General features: G+C 52.1%; 12 protein-coding genes. 8 read left to right on the forward strand and 4 right to left on the reverse strand.

The window, feature by feature from the left end; translation table 11 throughout:
• Nucleotides 1–543: 543 nt before the first annotated feature.
• The 4 genes from EYB48_RS05280 to EYB48_RS05295 all read left to right on the forward strand — a co-directional run bounded on the left by EYB48_RS05280 (nt 544) and on the right by EYB48_RS05295 (nt 5,733).
• Complete coding sequence (locus tag EYB48_RS05280; RefSeq protein ID WP_162019256.1) at nt 544–2,487, forward strand: CocE/NonD family hydrolase; 1,944 nt, start codon at nt 544–546, stop codon at nt 2,485–2,487.
• 239 nt (nt 2,488–2,726) lie between these two features.
• The gene (locus EYB48_RS05285) at nt 2,727–3,395 is read left to right on the forward strand and encodes a hypothetical protein (RefSeq protein ID WP_162019257.1); all 669 of its coding nucleotides are present in this window, start codon (nt 2,727–2,729) and stop codon (nt 3,393–3,395) included.
• Nucleotides 3,388–4,089: a hypothetical protein gene (locus tag EYB48_RS05290; RefSeq protein WP_162019258.1), complete on the forward strand. Its 702-nt coding sequence runs from the start codon at nt 3,388–3,390 to the stop codon at nt 4,087–4,089. Before EYB48_RS05285 ends, EYB48_RS05290 begins: the two co-directional genes overlap by 8 nt.
• A gap of 21 nt (nt 4,090–4,110) precedes the next feature.
• Nucleotides 4,111–5,733, forward strand: a complete 1,623-nt coding sequence (locus tag EYB48_RS05295; RefSeq protein ID WP_162019259.1) for a Dyp-type peroxidase — start codon at nt 4,111–4,113, stop codon at nt 5,731–5,733.
• Here EYB48_RS05295 and EYB48_RS05300 read toward each other — a convergent pair.
• On the reverse strand, nt 5,717–6,808 hold the full coding sequence (locus EYB48_RS05300) for a catalase family protein (RefSeq protein WP_202927674.1): 1,092 nt from the start codon (nt 6,806–6,808) through the stop codon (nt 5,717–5,719). The two genes, EYB48_RS05295 and EYB48_RS05300, sit on opposite strands and share 17 nt — an antisense overlap.
• A gap of 457 nt (nt 6,809–7,265) precedes the next feature.
• Between EYB48_RS05300 and EYB48_RS05305 the strand changes: the two genes are divergently transcribed.
• Nucleotides 7,266–9,155, forward strand: coding sequence for a glycoside hydrolase family 13 protein (locus tag EYB48_RS05305; RefSeq protein WP_202927675.1), 1,890 nt, complete (start codon nt 7,266–7,268; stop codon nt 9,153–9,155).
• Here the strand turns inward: EYB48_RS05305 and EYB48_RS05310 are convergent.
• Genes EYB48_RS05310 through EYB48_RS05320 form a run of 3 tightly spaced genes read right to left on the reverse strand, consistent with a single transcriptional unit; the run spans nt 9,152 to nt 10,676 of the window.
• Nucleotides 9,152–9,451, reverse strand: a complete 300-nt coding sequence (locus EYB48_RS05310) for a helix-hairpin-helix domain-containing protein (RefSeq protein ID WP_162019260.1) — start codon at nt 9,449–9,451, stop codon at nt 9,152–9,154. The two genes, EYB48_RS05305 and EYB48_RS05310, sit on opposite strands and share 4 nt — an antisense overlap.
• Nucleotides 9,438–10,037 carry a GNAT family N-acetyltransferase gene (locus tag EYB48_RS05315; protein ID WP_162019261.1) on the reverse strand — a complete coding sequence of 200 codons (600 nt, stop codon included), beginning with the start codon at nt 10,035–10,037 and terminating at the stop codon, nt 9,438–9,440. Before EYB48_RS05315 ends, EYB48_RS05310 begins: the two co-directional genes overlap by 14 nt.
• A gap of 18 nt (nt 10,038–10,055) precedes the next feature.
• The gene (locus EYB48_RS05320; protein ID WP_162019262.1) at nt 10,056–10,676 is read right to left on the reverse strand and encodes a hypothetical protein; all 621 of its coding nucleotides are present in this window, start codon (nt 10,674–10,676) and stop codon (nt 10,056–10,058) included.
• 1,012 nt (nt 10,677–11,688) lie between these two features.
• Here EYB48_RS05320 and EYB48_RS19505 point away from each other — a divergent pair.
• The 3 genes from EYB48_RS19505 (at nt 11,689) to EYB48_RS05335 (ending at nt 17,717) form a co-directional block, all read left to right on the forward strand.
• Nucleotides 11,689–12,351: a methyl-accepting chemotaxis protein gene (locus tag EYB48_RS19505; RefSeq protein WP_235934939.1), complete on the forward strand. Its 663-nt coding sequence runs from the start codon at nt 11,689–11,691 to the stop codon at nt 12,349–12,351.
• Nucleotides 12,352–12,420: 69 nt separating this feature from the next.
• Entirely contained in the window at nt 12,421–17,232 is a 4,812-nt protein-coding gene (locus tag EYB48_RS05330; protein WP_162019264.1) for a response regulator, read from the forward strand.
• Between the two features lie 68 nt (nt 17,233–17,300).
• Nucleotides 17,301–17,717, forward strand: a complete 417-nt coding sequence (locus EYB48_RS05335; protein WP_162019265.1) for a response regulator — start codon at nt 17,301–17,303, stop codon at nt 17,715–17,717.
• Nucleotides 17,718–17,822: the final 105 nt, after the last annotated feature.

Consider the following 17,822-nt stretch of genomic DNA (forward strand, 5'->3'; position numbering starts at 1 on the left):
AGTTTATTTCCACAATGTGCATGAAACGTTCCCAACGTTCTGACAAAATGGAAACTGTCAGCACCTGACTAATTTCCGTTTGCGCATCTGCTCAGATAGGCAAAGTGAAAATCTTCGAACGATATCTTTCAAAATAATGTTGAGAGCTTATGAAAATGAACGAATCAAAAAATGATCTTTTCTATGTTGCTATCATGTTTAGCGGATACGTGGTAGGTGTCGTGTTAGCGTCATTCTATTTATGGGCTTCTCTCCCTAATTAGTTCGGCATGCATTGCATGTGAAATCACAGAAGTCTTTTGATTTTTTTCATACTATCTTTCTGCCATTGAACAGGCTTAGGACAGGCGCGTTATTTTGCAATGTGCCCGACTACTTTTGATCTGACAGGAATGGCAGTGACTTTTTATTAGTCGTATTTATATATTTCCACACTGCGCATGGAACTTCCAGGCGCTCTGGCATACTAAGCCTGCAAGCCGCTGCCTGTCTGATGTGAGGGCAGTTCCCGGTTTCTCATGCCTCAGCTCTGACAGGAACTTCATGAAATCTACTCCATTGCTGGCCAGTGTGCTGGCCGCTTTTGTTGTCGCCGGCGCTACGCTGCCGGTATCTGCTGCGCCACAAGCCGCTGCCAGTCAGGATGCGCGTGTCGATCCGCTCAAGCAGCGCGCCGATTACATCCGCGAGCATTACACCAAATTCGAATACCGTATCCCCATGCGCGATGGCAAACGCTTGTTTACTTCGGTGTATGTGCCGAATGATGCGGATCGCAAAAAGACTTATCCGGTGCTGATGGTGCGTACACCGTATTCGATCGCACCGTATGGCGCGGATCAGTATAAGGGCATGCTGGGACCGACCGCTGAGTATGAAAAAGAAGGCTATATTTTTGCATTCCAGGACGTGCGTGGCACCTATATGTCGGAAGGCGAGTTCCTCAATATGCGGCCGCATATCGATGTCAAACGTGGCAGCAATGATGTCGATGAAAGCTCAGACACTTACGACACCATAGACTGGCTGATCAGGCACCTGCCTCAGCAAAATGGCAAGTTCGGGCAATGGGGTATTTCCTATCCCGGTTTTTATACCTCGGCCGGTGCAATCGACAGCCATCCGGCGCTGAAGGCGATTTCACCGCAGGCACCGATAGCTGACTGGTTCCGCGGCGATGATATGCATAGAAACGGTGCGCTGAATCTGTCTATGGCATTTACCTTCTTTCACAGCTTCGGGGTACCGCGTCCGGAACCGACAGAAAAACGCGGCTGGCGCGAATTCAATTACGGCACACCGGATGCCTATGAATTTTTCCTGAAACTGGGACCGCTGACGAATGTGAATGCAAACCACTTTAAGGGTGGTATCCCGTTCTGGAACGACATCATCGCGCATCCCGATTATGACCAGTTCTGGCAAAGCCGTAATCTGCTGCCGCATCTGAAAAATATCAAGGCAGCGGTGCTGACCGTGGGCGGCTGGTATGACACCGAAGATTTATATGGGCCTTTGCAGACCTATAAGGCGATAGAAAAACTCAATCCCGGCATCCAGAACACCCTGGTGATCGGGCCCTGGATACATGGTGGCTGGACCCGCAGCAATGGCGATCAGGTTGGCGATGCGCACTTTGGCTACAAGACGGTGAACAATTATCAGCCCGTCGAGCTGGCGTTTTTCCGTCACCATCTGAAAGGCGCTGAGCAGCCGCGTTTGCCGGAAGCCTGGATGTTTGAAACCGGTGCCAACCGCTGGCGTGGTTTTGACAGCTGGCCGCCGCAGCAAGTCAAAGATCAGACTCTGTATTTCCATGCCGATGGCAAGCTGCGTTTCAGTGCACCGGCCGAACAGCAACCGGCCTTTGATGAATACCTGAGCGACCCGGCCAAACCTGTGCCCTACACCACTGAGATCATGAATGGCTGGAGTAAAAATTATGTCGCTGCTGACCAGCGCTTTGCCAGCAGCCGTCCCGATGTACTGAGCTGGGAAACGGATGTGCTGGAGCAGGATGTCACGCTGGCTGGACCGCTGGAAGCCGATTTGTTTGTGAGCGTGACTGGCAGCGATGCCGACTTCGTGGTCAAGCTGATCGACGTATCGCCTCCCGATCTGAAAGAACAAGGCGTACAACGCGGTCATCAGCAAACTCTGGTGCGTGGCGAGCCTTTCCGTGCGCGTTATCGCCAAAGTTTCAGTCAGCCTCTGGCTATGGTGCCGGGACAGATCACGCCGGTGCGCTTCAGCATCAATGATGTGCTGCATACCTTTAAACGCGGTCACAAAATCATGGTGCAGGTGCAGTCTTCCTGGTTCCCCTTCATAGACCGCAATCCGCAAACCTTTGTGCCGAATATCTACGAAGCCAAGGCCAGCGACTTTATCAAAGCGAATCACAGGGTCTACCGCTCTGCGGGCCAGGCCAGCGCCTTACGCGTGAAAGTGCTGCCAGCAATCGATGCGCGTCCTGAAGTCAAGTAACAGTCAGCGTTTTCAAACACACTCAACCCGCCAGCTGGCGGGTTTTTTTATGCAGTAAGTCTGCGTGAATTTAACAACATCATCGCAACATCATGACAACATCAAGATAAAAATGACAAGCTTCCGTTTTGGCAATATGCTATGCTGATCCGCGCTTTAATGCTGCACCGCTGCACCGCTACATTCACAGTATCCCCTTACTACGAATTTCCAACGGACTCGCTATTTGGGAGACGAATATGTCGAACATTGCCGGTAAAGCCTATGCGATGAATGTCATCACACCAGTACGCTGGTACACGGCATGGGTGAATAAGTTGTTTTTCTGGGTTGCACTGAAACGCCCGAGCACTTTGCAAGGTCTGATCACACTGTCTTTAATCCATTACGCGCGCTGGGTGATTGTCGGACGTAAGCAATTTCCGCATGTCTCGCCTGAGCAGCCTAAAGAAAAACTGAAGTACAGCTACATGCTGTTTTTCAGTAATTTCAATGGCAGCTGGGATCAGTATGTGGACTCGTTCACCTTCGCGATACCGGGCGGGCTCGATCTGTTCTGGAAATGGAATATACGCTATTCCAAGTCGGTCGCTTTAACCCCTTTCCATCGCTATATTCAGTACAACCAGCTCGAAACCATCCACTATTACAGCGCCTATCCGCTGGCCGCAGCCAACGATATCAAGTCAGCTCAGACCGTCAGGGAAAGTCTGCTCGCGTTTAACCGCACAGTCGATCAGGGCAGCGACCAAGAGTTTGAAAGACGGTATAAGGCCTTGCTGCGCGGTCTGCAGCATGATCTGGGTGAAATGCACCCGACCCCCATCATCAGTATGTCTGCCGCGCAGGTGGAGAAGCGGGTGCGCTGGCACGCGGGTCAACTCGATCAGGAGCGTCCTCATGGCTAATGTATTTGGTAATGCTTACGGTCTGACCGTACTCTCCCCTATCCGTAATGGTCTGGTGGCGGGACGTGAAATCTCGCATGCGGATCTGGTCCGCGATCTGCTGCAAAGCTGGAATCAGGAATTCAACAGCCCGATGGCACTGGTGCCTGAGACTTATCTGTGTCGCTTTTTCGTGCTGGACGATGTGGTCACTGAATCCCTGCCTGGCGGCTGCGCGCCGGATACCTGGTCGGATTATCTGCCGGTGGTACCGGATGGTCTGCGCCGCAGTGTAATGCCGGTCGAAGAGCATCTGCAATCGGCCTATCTGGTATTCACCACCAATTTTCATTGCGGTCCCTCGGGTGAGCCGGATGCCTATTTACGCGGCATGTGGGAAGCCATCAACCAGCGCATACGCGAAGTCTGGCAACACTGCTATGGCTTTGAACGGGTGCAGGATGCGCGCAGTTTCACAGCCTATATACGGCAATGCCAGCTCAAGACTTCGCTGTTCTTTGTGGGCTCGAATGACTTGCCGCTGGCGGAACAGCTCAAAGCGCTGTATCTGAAACAGGAGTTCGCCCGTTTTGCCACCGCCCATCAGGGCTTACCCGCCGCCGAACTGCGCGCCCGCTACCGCGAGTTCATGCACAAAGTGCAGGCGGAACATGTGCAAAGCCCGACCTGGGCTCCGGGACAATATCGTCTGTAACGCCATACGGGGAACAAGACCATGACTCAAGAACTGGATTTATCCGATATCCAAGGCCATATCCTGCGCGCTTACGCACGCTTTGGTTATCCCAAAGGCCGCTATGTGTTTCTGAATATCCGCCACAGCGCCCGCGCACGTCAATTCGTAGGACGCATCACTCAGCGCGTGACTACCGCCGTCAACTGGGGCAGCGGACCAAATGCGATACAGCCACCGGATTGTGCCGTGAATATCGCCTTCACTTATCAGGGTCTGAAAGAGCTGGAATTGCCACGCGCCTCGCTAGTCGATTTTTCGCCGGAATTTATTGAAGGTATGAAGCACAGGCGCGATATTCTCGGTGATGATGGCCCGAGTTCACCGGAACGCTGGGACCCGATCTGGCGTGACAACCGGGTCACGCGCGAGAAAGATGTACACATCACGGTCTTGCTGAATGCGCGCGCACCAGCGCCAGCCACAGCCGATGTGGCGGGTGTGGCACAAGCCATGCAAAGCTGTACTGAATTTCTGGAACAAGGCTATCAATGGCTGCTGGACGAAGTCCGGCACAGTGAAGGCGGGGTGGTAATACTCGGCGGGAATCGCGGTGACAATGGCGAACTGCTCGATTATCAGGAAGTGAACCTGGTGATGGAAAACGGCATGCCGACCGCCAAAGAACATTTCGGCTATACCGATGGCATCGGTGATCCGGTGTTTGAAGGCGTGCCTTACGATGCGGACCGCGTACGTGGCCGTGGCAAACAGATGGCAGACGGCAGCTGGGCACCGCTGGCGACCGGTGAATTCCTGCTCGGTCATGTGGATGAGGCACATGAGTATCCGCCCGCACCCTTGCCTATCCTGCTGGTACGTAACGGCACCTATATGGTGTATCGCAAGCTGCATGAAAACGTAGCAAGCTTCGAAAAATATCTGCAACAGGAAGGAAAAAAATATCCTGGTGGTCCGGAATTACTGGCAGCGAAATTTGTCGGACGCTGGCGCGATAACGGTGCGCCGCTGGTATCAGCGCCAGATGCAGCAGCTAAACAGGCCTTCGATGCGCGCTTTGCGACGGCCACGCCGGAACAGCAGGACAGGATGTTGAGTGACTTTACCTATGATGCCGATATGAGCGGTGGTAAATGCCCGTTCAGTTCACATCTGCGCCGCATTAATCCGCGTGCCTCGCTGGAAATGGGACGTGATCCCGGCGATCCACCCGGCTCATTGAAACGTATCACAGGTGCGTTTGACACGCCAGGCGCACTGGTCAACCGGCGCCGTATCCTGCGCCGTGGCCTGCCTTACGGTGCCGTACGTGACCGCCAGCGCGATGACGGCAATCACGGCATCATCATCATGATGCTGAATGCCGACATTAACCGGCAGTTTGAATTCGTGCAGCAGCAGTGGATTAATTACGGCAATGATTTCAAGGCAGCCAACGATAAGGAAATCATACTCGGCAATCACAGCAGCGATCCGCGTTTTGCGAGTAAGGCGGTGCTGCAGGTTGATCCGGCCAGCGAGGATGCACCTTACATCCTGGCGCGTATTCCGCGCTTCGTGGAAACCCGTGGCGGCGAATATTTTTTCATCCCCAGCATGACCGCACTGAGGATGATCGCACGCGGCGTTATTGATCCGACGTAAAGCTGGTGGTATTACCCCATAAAAAACGACTGGCCTGGGTCTGCTGATCGAGCGGGTCCACGCCGGGAATATTCCAGCTGTCCGGCTCTTTACGCGGGGTGTGATTATGCTCGTGCCGGAATGCCGAAATCGCGTCATACACGATTTTACGCGCACGGTTAATGCCTCCCAGCGGGCGATGCTCAGGCAGTGCATGCCAGGGCGTAAATGACAGCTCTTCGCCGAAATCACGCTGCGGTTCAGAATCGAAATTCTGGCGCGGGATACGGATGGTGGCGATCTTAATAAATGGCGACAGCGTCTCTGGCCATAATTTGCCCGGATCTTCGATCGGCATTTTTTCCGCATCGGTCTGTACCTGTATCATGAAGTCGAATACCGCATCTTCTTTCGACAATTGCTTGATCATGGCACGGCGCAGGAAATCATCTTTAGGTTGATCCGGTAAGTGGTCGATCGACTTGGTGCTGGGTACGACGGCATACTTAACCGCTTTGTCACCATACAGGTAAGGGGTGGTGCTGAAATAAGAAATATGCAGAGGATTGGCAAACTTCAGCATGGAATGCCACAGGTTATACGAGACCCGCCAATGGGTCAGGAAATACCAGATGGTGGACAAGACACCGCTAGTCATAGACTTGATCAGACCCGCGAATTCTTTGACATTGGCCGTCACAAACACATCGGTGCTGATGAGGATGAAATCATGGGTTTCCGCATCCTGTTCCGCTTCCAGCAATTTCTTGCCTGGCACCCCCATCAGTTTGATGGCCATGCCGCGGATGTCGCTCTTGATATCCGGCTGTATCGTGCCATTCTGATTGGAAAAGCGTATCCAGGATTTATACCTGCGAGGCTCCTGAAAGACGCCGACGCGCAAATCTGCTGGCAGATCCGGCTCGACGATGAAATACGCCCTGACCAATCCATGCATCTTAGGATGCGCATCCCTGCGCATCACACCTTGCGGATATTCGCGCTGAATTTTTGCCTTCAGACGTTTGCGTAAATCATTGATGTAATGTGCTTCATCCGGCGGAATTTGTTCAGTTGCAAGAGGTGGCGACGCCATAGCTATCCTTTCTTGTTTCCGGGCATATCAACATGCATGCTGCATAGAATTTCGGGTTCTGCCAGCCTGAATTCAGAAATAACACACTAAGGGAAGAAACTGATGGCTGGGCGGATTTCTGGTCAATGATCAATGCGTAGCAACTGTCACTGCGGCGAGCGTGCGTAGACATTGTCGCTAAGTCTTACAGATACTACACAGTTTCAAATTCACTAGCAATTTTTGCACCATCATTTGATGCGCCGCAAAGACAGATTCTGAAGTTTCTTTTTCTTCAGGCAAAAACATCCTCTTCCCGAAACTCAGTTCTCAATAACTAGTTTTATTACATCAATCCACGCATAGACTTAAATTGCGACAGGAAATCGCAAATATGATCGTCAATTTGGTTGCGGAGCAGAGAATTCTTCTTACAATACACGGCAATTATGTAACAAAACTACATTCAGGAGACATCATGTTTACACTTAGCCGTCTGTACCGAAGTGCACAAACACTATTTTGCTGCACCGCGCTGTTCAGTACCCTGCCAACGCTGGCGGGCGGACTGGCGGCACTGGACAGGATAGAACCACCATTTTGGTGGTCCGGCATGCAGAGTCGCCAGCTGCAGTTGATGGTGCATGGGGATCAGATCGGGCTGACGCGACCACAAATCAGTGGCACAGGCCTGAGCGTGCGAAAAGTACAGGCTATGCCGAATCCGAATTACCTGATCATCGATCTGGAACTCAGTGCCGCCATGCGGGCAGGCAAACGGCATATTCGCTTTGTTGATGGCAGCGGCCGAATCAAGGCGGAGACCGACTATGAGTTCAAGGCAAGAGAACCGGGCTCCGCCCGGCGCCGTGGTTTTGGCCCTCAGGATGTGATCCTGAATCTGATGCCTGACCGCTACGCGAACGGCAATCCGGCCAATGACGTGCTGACCGGTTTTACTGACAAACTGGATCGCAGCGACGACAGCGCAGGCCGCCATGGCGGTGATCTGGCTGGCATACAGCAACATCTGCCGTATATCGCCGACATGGGCTACACCATGATCTGGCCGACGCCGGTGGTGGAAAATAATCAGCCTCAGTATTCCTATCATGGCTATGCAGCGACCGATTTTTACCGCATCGATGCGCGGCTAGGCAGCAATGCAGAGTACCGGGAACTGGTACAGCAGGCGCGCCGCCACGGCATAGGCGTAATCCAGGATGTCGTGCTGAATCACATTGGTGATCAGCATTGGTGGATGCGCGATCTGCCAGCACCGGACTGGATCACTTACCAGGGCAAATTCGTGCCGACCGCACATGCGCGTACCACAGTCAGCGACCCCTATGCCGCCAGTGTGGATAAACAGAATTTTACTCAGGGCTGGTTCAGTGCGCATATGCCGGATCTGAACAATGCCCATCCTGTGCTGGCGCAATATCAGATTCAGAACAGTATCTGGTGGATAGAGTACGCCGGGCTGTCCGGCATACGCACCGACACTTATAGCTATTCCGATCCCGGCTTTCTGGCGCAATGGTCGCGCCGCATTTTGCAGGAGTACCCGCATTTCACTATGGTCGGTGAAGAATGGAGCACCAATCCCAATGTCGTAGCGCGCTGGTTACGCGGCAAAGTGAATCCGGATGGCTATGTCTCTTCTATGCCCAGTATGATGGACTTCCCTTTGCAGGATGCACTGATGAAGGCCCTGAGTGCCAGTGAATCCTGGAATGCCGGTTTCAACAGCCTGTATGAAGCTCTGGTCAATGACCAGTTTTATCCTGACCCGGCCCGACTGGTACTGTTTGAAGGCAATCACGATCTGAGCCGCCTGTACACGGTGCTCAATGAAGACTGGGATCTGACACGGATGGCGCTGGTGTATCTCGCGACTATGCCACGCACACCACAACTGTATTACGGTACCGAGATACTGATGACCAGTGCCAAAGAGAGAAATGACGGCGCGGCGCGGCGTGATTTTCCCGGCGGCTGGAGCGGGGATGCCGTCAATGCCTTCACAGGTGCAGGTCTGACGGAGGCACAGAAAAATGCGCAAAGCTGGCTCAGGACTCTGCTCAACTGGCGCAAACATCAGCCCGTAATTCATCGCGGAAAACTGATGCATTTCGCACCGGAAAACGGCGTCTACAGCTATGCACGTACACTGGGCCAGCAACAGGTGATGGTGTTCATGAATAAGAACAACAGCGCCAGCCAGATCGCACTTAACAGATATGCTGAAATCCTGCCAGCCGGTGCGCGTGGCCGCGAGCTGTTCAGCGGCCAGCAAGTCGATTTATCGCAGGCACTGAACGTACCGGCGCGTGGTGTGCTGGTATTCGAGCTAAGCAAACCCTAAACGGATTTCAGTGCAGCCAGCATCTGCTTGCGCTGGCTGGTATAGGCCCACCAGGACTGCGCCTCTGCCCCATTCATGAAATCAACGACCGACAACAGCACATCCAGCACACAGGGATCATGCTGTTGTCCGCTCATCAGGCATAGCCGCTGATACAGGTCCAGTGCAGATGCACCAATCAGCTGTTGAGGATGGGTGATGCCCAGCAGACGTAAATCGGCCGCGCCGGCGGCAGCGATATTCGGTAAATCGGTCAGCGCATGCAACGCCTCGCGTCTGACCTTAGACGGATGCATGCTTGGCTGCTGACGTTTGCAGCGCCAGCCAGTCAGGCTGCAACAAACCAAAGAGCGCGGAATCAGACACCTGGCCATCTACAATCCAGCGTTCGCGCAGCAAACCTTCCTGCACAAAACCGAGTCGCTTCAAGGACTGTCCGGACGCGCGGTTAGCCGGATCTATATCCGCTTCGACACGGTGTAACTGCAAATGCTCAAAGCCATAGGCCAGCAAAGCCTGCAAGGCCTCTTGCATATAGCCCTGCCCCCAGTAAGGACGCGCCAGGCCATAGCCGATCTCAGCGCGGCGGCATTCCCACAGGAAACTGAACAAGCTACAGTTACCCAGCCAGACGCCATCCTGTTTGCGTACGATAGCCAGACAGAGATAATCGCCACGCGGTAAGGCATCCAGATCACGCTGGATACGACGCTCAGCCTGCTCCCGGTGCTGCCAGGCCGGTTCGCTCCAGTAGCGCACAAACTCGGCATCAGCACACATCGCAAACAAGGCATCGGCATCATCCATCTGCATAGGACGTAATTCCAGCCGCGCTGTACTTAAACGCACTTGGGCAAAATCATGCTGCTGGAATTCCTGCATCGCTGACTCCGGTCTGCATTAAATAATCACACTGCCCGGGCTACCGGAACCAGAACTGAAGCCGCCGGTCATATCGTCCAACACCGACAGCCACAGCAAAATACCGAGCGCTATCCAGATCACATTGGCCACACCAAAACGGGCATTGCGCTGGCCTTCAGGATCACGCATCGCGAGATTTATCTTGCTTTGCACCTGCACCAAAAACAGGGTGAACGGTATCAGCAAAGCCAGCGACAGCAAATCAGTCACAGGCACACCAATTCCCTTGCCCGCCATGCGGTCAAAAATACGCATCAAGATCGTCAGTAACACGATCATATGCGCCTGAAAGCGGTGATTCCAACTCGCCAGCTGTTCCAGCTGAGGGCGGCTGCCTGCTATTTCACGGAACAAAGCATGAGTGAAGAAGATGTTGAATATCGCGCGAGCCACTGGCCAGACATCGTCACCGCTGGACTCACGGTAAGCGCGCCAGTTACGGTAGAACCAATAGGTCGCATACAAACCCATGGTGGCGAGTGTCATGATCGCAAATTTCTTGGTGGAAACAACAAAAAACTGCTTTTCAGGAATGACGGAATCTGGCACCTGGCTGTCAGCAGGCGACTGGGCGAAAGAAGAATTTTCTGGAAGCATAAGAAAGCAGGAAAGAATTAAATAAATGGCCAGGGCCTGTTAGCAGGTCCCGGTTATCCACAATACGCGACGCGCACTGTTTTTGTCCAAAACAGTAGAAACCACGCCAAGTGCTAAGACTACCGGAAAACAAGCACACCTGAAGGAAATACGTTCGGAAGCTGCGCGAGATACACCACAGCCTTATCGCTTGCTGGCAGAGTGTTTCCTTATTGCATTATTCGGAATAATCGAAGAATACTGAAACTATTTGAATTAAAAAGTAATGGCAATAAGTGCAATCATAATCTCTTTTTTACAACTTGTTGATTTAGTGCATTCCATTTTATTGCTAATTTTGATAACAAAATGATTGCAATTCGTTGGAATATGTCCAAAATAGAACGATAGGAAAAAATCCCTAAAGAAATATATTTCTGGGATGCATAGAATTTCCTGGGAATTCCTTTCCCACACAGACTAAGTTCAGACTCTCACATCGCTCCGTTAAGTAAGTAGAAGTTCACGTCGTATTTCATTTGGGAAATGTAATATGTGGAATTTTTCGCTTCGCCAGCATAGTCAAGTCAGCATCGCTTTTGCACTGCTGACTTTGTCCAGCCTGATTTTACTTTGGCAACATTTCTCTCTGTTCAGCAGTCTGGCGCTAGCTTGCATCTTACTTAGCGCCAGCTATCTGTTTTTCCGTGCGGTACAGACTACGCAGACCGACCAGGCAGATGAGCCAACACTACACCGTGTGACACCGTCAGTTCAGGAAGATGAAGAACTCGCCAATTTATTGCACCATGTGCTGCCGCTATGGGAAAAGCATGTGCAATCAGTACGTGAACAAACTGAATCTGCAATTGGCAACCTGATCAACAGTTTCATGCATATGGTCAGCGAACTTGATGCAGCAGGCTTCGGCAACGTCAGCAATATGTCACTGAACAAGAATAATGATGCGACTATCACCCTGCTGCAGCTCTGCCGCAAAGAACTGACACCTGTGATTGACTCTTTAGGAAAAATGATCGCCAGCAAAGATGAGCTGCTCAATTGCATACGTGAACTGGCGAAATCGACTAAAGAGCTCGATACGATGGCACATGAGGTCGGCCAGATTGCCGCCCAGACGAATCTGCTCGCAATTAATGCCGCCATTGAAGCAGCAAGGGTAGGCGAACACGGACGTGGTTTTGCAGTGGTGGCGGGTGAAGTACGCAAGCTGTCCCATCTGTCCGCTGAAACCGGGCGGCGCATGGGAGAGCGGGTGAAAAATGTATCCGCCGTGATGCAAACCGCCTTGAACACGGCCGATCGTACCGCCAGCCAGGACAGCCAGATACTGGAAATTTCCGGGCACGTCGTCAAGGATGTGTTGTCGCACGTTGAAAGTATGGGCGATACCGCCAAACAGCTGCTGATACATGGTGGTGCGATACGTGGCAATATCGAAGAATCTCTGGTCAGTCTGCAATTCCAGGACCGGATAGGACAAATGCTGGATGTGGTACGCACAGACATACAGAAACTGCAGCAACAGGTGGCTCACGCCGGGCCTGGTGAATTGCCTGCGACATCGGTCTGGCTGGAAGAGTTGCAGACGACTTACACGATGCAGGATGAATACCGGAATCATGGCAAGGACGATGCCAGTACAGAGAATGAGACCGAAATCACTTTCTTTTAAACGCGCGATTTCCGATTGAAGCCCAGGCCAGTTCGCAGTGCCTGAAACGATTTTTGCAGTGGAGTATGTATGCTTGCACCCCAACAAAGATCAAAGGTCATGGTCGTCGAAGACGACGAACTGGTCTCATTGCAAATTCAGCTCAAACTGGAGTTACTGGGCTTTGACGCGGTGGGAGCCACTACCACAGGTGAAGAAGCGATCACACTGGTCACGGAATTACAACCTGATATCGTGCTGATGGATATCATGCTGGCAGGGCAAATGGATGGCATCGAAGCCGCCCAGATTATCCACTCGCAACAGCAAATCCCGGTCGTCTTTTTATCCGGTGACGCCGAAGATACAACCCTCACCAGAGTCAAACAATCAGAAGCATTCGGCTACATCATCAAACCCTTTACTGATCGCGAGCTACGTACTTCGCTCGAACTGGCTGTCTACAAACATCAGGCCGAAGCCAGGCTAAAACGCAGCGAGCAAAGGCTGCGTGCGATTTTTGAAGCCGAACCGGAATGCGTAAAAGTCGTCAATGCGAACGGTGATTTGCTGGAAATGAATTCCGCCGGTTTGGCGATGCTGGAAGCAGATAGTCTGGAAAGTGTACGTCAACACACCCTGATCAGTTTTGTCGCGCCTAAATATCGCGATGATTTTCGTGCGCTGATGCAAACTGCGATTGCAGGTGGCAATGGACTGCTGCAATTTGAAATTACCGGCTTACGCGGTAGCCGGCGTTGGCTGGAAACCCATGCCGTTCCTATCCGCGACAATGTGCATGAAGACACCATGGTGCTGGCCGTTACCCGGGATATTTCAGAACGCCGCCGCACCGAAGAAGCATTGCGCCAGAGTGAACTGGATTTGCGTGAAGCGGAACAGACCGCACATGTCGGACACTGGGTATGGGAGCCGGACAATAATAAAGTGACTTGGTCAGATGAAATGATGCGTATCTGGAAGCGCGATCTGTCCAGCTACAAAGGTGATATCCAGCGCATGATCAGGGAAACCGTGCATCCGGATGATCAGGAAAAAATATCGGCGCGACAAACAGATACCTTTAAACAGCATAGCCTGGCGCAGCCTTTTGAGTATCGCATCATTCTGCCGGATGGCGAAGTCCGCTATATCTGGGCGATGCCTGGTAACCGCTTGATCAATGCAAGCGGCCGGGTGGAACGCCTGACCGGCATCGTGCAGGACATCACTGAGCGCAAATTGGCAGAAGCCAGCCAGCATGAAAGCGATGCGCAACTGGAGCAAACCTTTGTGGCGTCACCGATAGGAATGGCGCTGATTGATCTCAACATGCGCTTCCTGAAAGTGAACCGCGCCTTCTGCGACATGCTGGGCTGGAGCGAAGCCGATTTCATGCGCGAAGGCTTTGATCTGATTGCACCGATATCCGACAATGTGACTGACCGTGCGCTGTTACAGGAAGTGATTAAAGGTATACGTCCCACTTTACAGCTGGAAAAACGTTATCTGCATCGCGACCAGCATGATATCTGGACGCAATTGAATGTGAGTGTGGTGCGGGGTAAAGATGGCAAAGCCGCCCATTTTGTTTTCCAGATTCAGGACATCACTGAACGCAAAGTAGCCGAAGCCCAACTGCACAAATTATCGCTGGCAGTGGAGCAAAGTCCGGAAACCATCATTATCACCAATGTGCAATATCAGATTGAATATGTGAACGAAGCCTTTGTCAAAACTTTCGGCTATAGCAGAGCAGAACTGATAGGAAAAACACCGGCGATGATAGGGACCCGCAGCTTGCGACAGGAGCAGCGTGAACATCTGTTTGCTACGCTGCAGCGGGGACAAATCTGGAAAGGCGAATTTGTTAATCAGCGTAAAGACGGTAGCCAGATTATCCAGTATGCGATCATCACCCCGCTGCGTCAGGAAGATGGCAGCATTACGCATTATGTCTCGGTGCAGGAAGATATTACCGACAAAAAAAGGCTGGGCGAAGAGCTCGATAAACACCGACATCACCTGGAAGAGTTGGTGGTCAGCCGTACCGCAGAGCTGGCACAGGCAAGGCTGCAGGCAGAGGCGGCCAATGAGGCTAAGAGCAATTTCATTGCGAATATGAGTCATGAAATCCGCACCCCGATGAATGGCGTGCTGGGCATGACTTATCTGGCGATGGCTGCGACATCCGATCCGAAACAGCGCGATTACCTGAAAAAAATCCAGCTGTCCGGTCAGCACCTGCTACATATCGTCAACGATATCCTCGATTTTTCTAAAATTGAAGCTGGCAAGCTGACGCTGGAATCAGTCGATTTCTGGCTCGATGAGATACTCAATAATCTCGCCAGCATGATGAGCAATAAGCTGATAGGCCGTAATATCGTCCTGAATTTTGATGTCGATCCTGTGCTCGCCAATCACATGCACGGCGATCCTTTACGTCTTAGCCAAATCCTCATTAACTACACCAACAATGCACTGAAATTCACCGAGAGTGGAGAAATTGTGGTCCGGGCGCGTAAAGTGAATGATGCAGCCGATGGCTGGCTGGTGCGTTTCGAAGTGCAGGATTCCGGTATAGGGATGAGTGAGGAGCAGCAAAGCAAATTGTTCCGTTCTTTTGAACAGGCCGACAGCTCCACCACGCGCAAATATGGCGGCACCGGCCTGGGTCTGGCGATCAGCAAGCAACTGGCCCGTCTGATGGGCGGTGATGTTGGCGTCAACAGTGAGGTCGGTAAGGGCAGTACCTTCTGGTGCACCGTCCATTTATCCGCAGCGAAACAGGAAGTCGCACCACCTGAGCCGCTGGAAGAAAATATGAGTAATACCAAGCTGCGTTTGCTGGTCAATGAGCGCGAACGTATTACGGTACTGGTGGTCGACGATAATCAGTTCAATCAGCAAATCGCATCGGAATTACTGGAAAGCGCAGATCTGACGGTATTACTGGCAGGTGATGGTCAGCAAGCGCTGGATATCCTGGCTGACAAGGCGGTCGATTGCATACTGATGGACATACAGATGCCAGTCATGGATGGCCTGGAGGCGACCCGCAAAATACGCGCGCAGGATAAATTTGCCCATCTGCCGGTGATCGCGATGACCGCCAATGCGATGAACGAAGACCGGCTGCAATGTCTGGGTGCCGGGATGAATGATTTCATCGCCAAGCCATTTATTCCGGAAGTGTTGTTCACTACCATACTGCGCTGGCTCAGTCATTTGCCGCAGGACCAGCCCTTAGCCCATCTGGAAGAACAGGCGGCCAGCTTCCACTCCAGCCAGACTTCACGTATTGATCTGGGGGTACTGGAAAAACAACTGGGTAATCATCCTGAAAAAATCGGCAAGTTCGCGCGGAAATTTATCGAATCGGCCGATCATGGTCTGCAAGATCTGGAGCAAGCCTTCAAGAGCAAGGATATACAACTGATTGCGGCGCTAGGACATAAGCTTAAATCCAGTGCCCGTACTGTCGGTGCACATCAGTTTGCTGATGCCTGCCACAAGCTGGAAATGCTGCGCGCTCAGCCTAACCTGGACGAGGCGCAATCCCTGATACAGTGGCTGCATCATGAGTTCATCGACATAGAAAAGGCGGTACATCAGTATCTGGAAGAAGCGACGGCAGGCAAAGTGAAGCAAAATACCAGCGCGCAGCCCAACCACGCTAATAACTTTTCCGATCTGCATGTGCTGGTTCTGGAAGACGATCCCAGTCATCTCGATATTGCCTGCGCCTGTCTGCGTAAGCTGGGCGTGACCCGCATCATGTCTTGTCTGGACGGGCATCAGGCTTTAACCATGATACGCACCTATCAACCCGAGATTATTCTGTGTGACCTGCATCTGAATGGCATGGATGGCATTAGCTTCCTGCGCCTGGTAGCTGAGCAATCCTATACCGGTTCCATCGTGCTGATCAGTAGCGTGGATCATAACTTACTGAAAGCGGCTGAGAGCCTGGTACGTGCTTATGGCTTGCGTTTACTCGCTGCGTTGAAAAAACCCTTGCTACCAGACTTGCTGGAGCTGGCACTGGTACAACAAAAACAAAGCCTGCCACGTCAGGTGCCGTACAAGACAGAAGCGGTTTTGACGCTGGCCGAGCTGCAACAAGGTCTTGCCGAAGACTGCGTAGAAGTATTTTTCCAACCCAAGGTCTCGGTACATGACAAACGGGTGGTGGGTGCAGAATGCCTGGCACGCTGGCGTCATCACGAACGCGGCATCATCGGCCCGGCCAGCTTTGTGCCGGTACTGGAAGCGCATGGCATGATTGATGTGCTCACACATGAAGTCTTGAAAAAAGCAGCGCAGCAGTTAGGGCTATGGCTGCAGCAGGGACATGATTTCAAGGTGTCGGTCAATGTCTCTATGGATGACCTGGATCAGCTGGATCTGCCCGAGGAATTTGAACGTATCGTGCTGGCCGCCGGTGTCACGCCTGATCACATCACGCTGGAATTGACTGAGAGCAGGCTGATGGAAAATCTGACCCTGAGTCTGGAGATACTGACACGTCTGCGTTTAAAAGGATTTGGTCTGTCGATTGATGATTTCGGCACCGGATTCTCGACCATGGAAAATCTCAAGCAGTTACCCGTCACTGAACTCAAGGTGGACCGCGCTTTTGTGAATGGTGCGACCAAAGATGAGGGCGCACGTGCCATCCTGGGTTCGAGTATTCAGTTAGGAAAAATCTTCCGCCTCAATCTGGTGGCGGAAGGTGTGGAAAAACAGCAGGACTGGGATTTAATCGCCAATTCGGGCTGCGATGAAGTGCAGGGATATTTCATCGCCAAACCGATGGCGAGTAAAGATTTTATAGCGTGGAAAATCAATTGGGATGAAAAACTGCAGACAAATAAATCGATCAATTCCACTTCGTAAGCGGGTCACAGCGGCAGCTGGCTAACCCTTCAGGCTTGGTACATCAATTGGAAATACAGGAGTTCACAATGACGCAACACGGGGAACAAAGTTACGCACATCTGGGTGTAATGGTGATCGATGATGATGACTTTCAGCTCGAATTTATTTCTGACTTACTCAACGATTTAGGAATCAACAAAGTCCAGACTGCGCTGGGTGGCGAAAACGCCATACTGACGCTGGAACATGGCAAATTTTTACCGGATCTGATTTTATGTGACATCCAGATGCCAGATATCGACGGCTTTGAAATGATGAAATTACTGGGTGACCGCCATTTTCACGGTGGCGTCATCCTGATGTCAGGCCAGGGTGCCAAAGTGCTGTACTCAGCGTCGCTGGTGGCTCAGCTGGCCAGACTGCGGTTTTTGGGAACGATAGAGAAACCGCTGCAAAAAGAAGCTTTATTAGGCGCGATGGATAAGCTTAGTCCCGTGACCTGAGTGCTTAAGGCTTTGCACTTCACTGCCCGCAACGGCAGAAGAAATTTGCATAAAAAAAAGGGGCGAAACGCCCCTTTTTCCTTAGCCTGATCCGCTACACTTGCC

It is taken from the genome of Cognatundibacterium crateris (genome assembly GCF_010078235.1).
GTDB classification, from domain to species: Bacteria; Pseudomonadota; Gammaproteobacteria; order Burkholderiales; family Burkholderiaceae_D; genus Undibacterium; species Undibacterium crateris.

Excerpts from the sequence above, each read along its gene's own strand:
- EYB48_RS05280 (WP_162019256.1), top strand. The coding sequence starts at position 544 with ATGAAATCTACTCCATTGCTGGCCAGTGTGCTGGCCGCTTTTGTTGTC.
- EYB48_RS05285 (WP_162019257.1), top strand. The coding sequence starts at position 2,727 with ATGTCGAACATTGCCGGTAAAGCCTATGCGATGAATGTCATCACACCA.
- EYB48_RS05290 (WP_162019258.1), top strand. The coding sequence starts at position 3,388 with ATGGCTAATGTATTTGGTAATGCTTACGGTCTGACCGTACTCTCCCCT.
- EYB48_RS05295 (WP_162019259.1), top strand. The coding sequence starts at position 4,111 with ATGACTCAAGAACTGGATTTATCCGATATCCAAGGCCATATCCTGCGC.
- EYB48_RS05300 (WP_202927674.1), bottom strand. The coding sequence starts at position 6,808 with ATGGCGTCGCCACCTCTTGCAACTGAACAAATTCCGCCGGATGAAGCA.
- EYB48_RS05305 (WP_202927675.1), top strand. The coding sequence starts at position 7,266 with ATGTTTACACTTAGCCGTCTGTACCGAAGTGCACAAACACTATTTTGC.
- EYB48_RS05310 (WP_162019260.1), bottom strand. The coding sequence starts at position 9,451 with ATGCATCCGTCTAAGGTCAGACGCGAGGCGTTGCATGCGCTGACCGAT.
- EYB48_RS05315 (WP_162019261.1), bottom strand. The coding sequence starts at position 10,037 with ATGCAGGAATTCCAGCAGCATGATTTTGCCCAAGTGCGTTTAAGTACA.
- EYB48_RS05320 (WP_162019262.1), bottom strand. The coding sequence starts at position 10,676 with ATGCTTCCAGAAAATTCTTCTTTCGCCCAGTCGCCTGCTGACAGCCAG.
- EYB48_RS19505 (WP_235934939.1), top strand. The coding sequence starts at position 11,689 with ATGATCGCCAGCAAAGATGAGCTGCTCAATTGCATACGTGAACTGGCG.
- EYB48_RS05330 (WP_162019264.1), top strand. The coding sequence starts at position 12,421 with ATGCTTGCACCCCAACAAAGATCAAAGGTCATGGTCGTCGAAGACGAC.
- EYB48_RS05335 (WP_162019265.1), top strand. The coding sequence starts at position 17,301 with ATGACGCAACACGGGGAACAAAGTTACGCACATCTGGGTGTAATGGTG.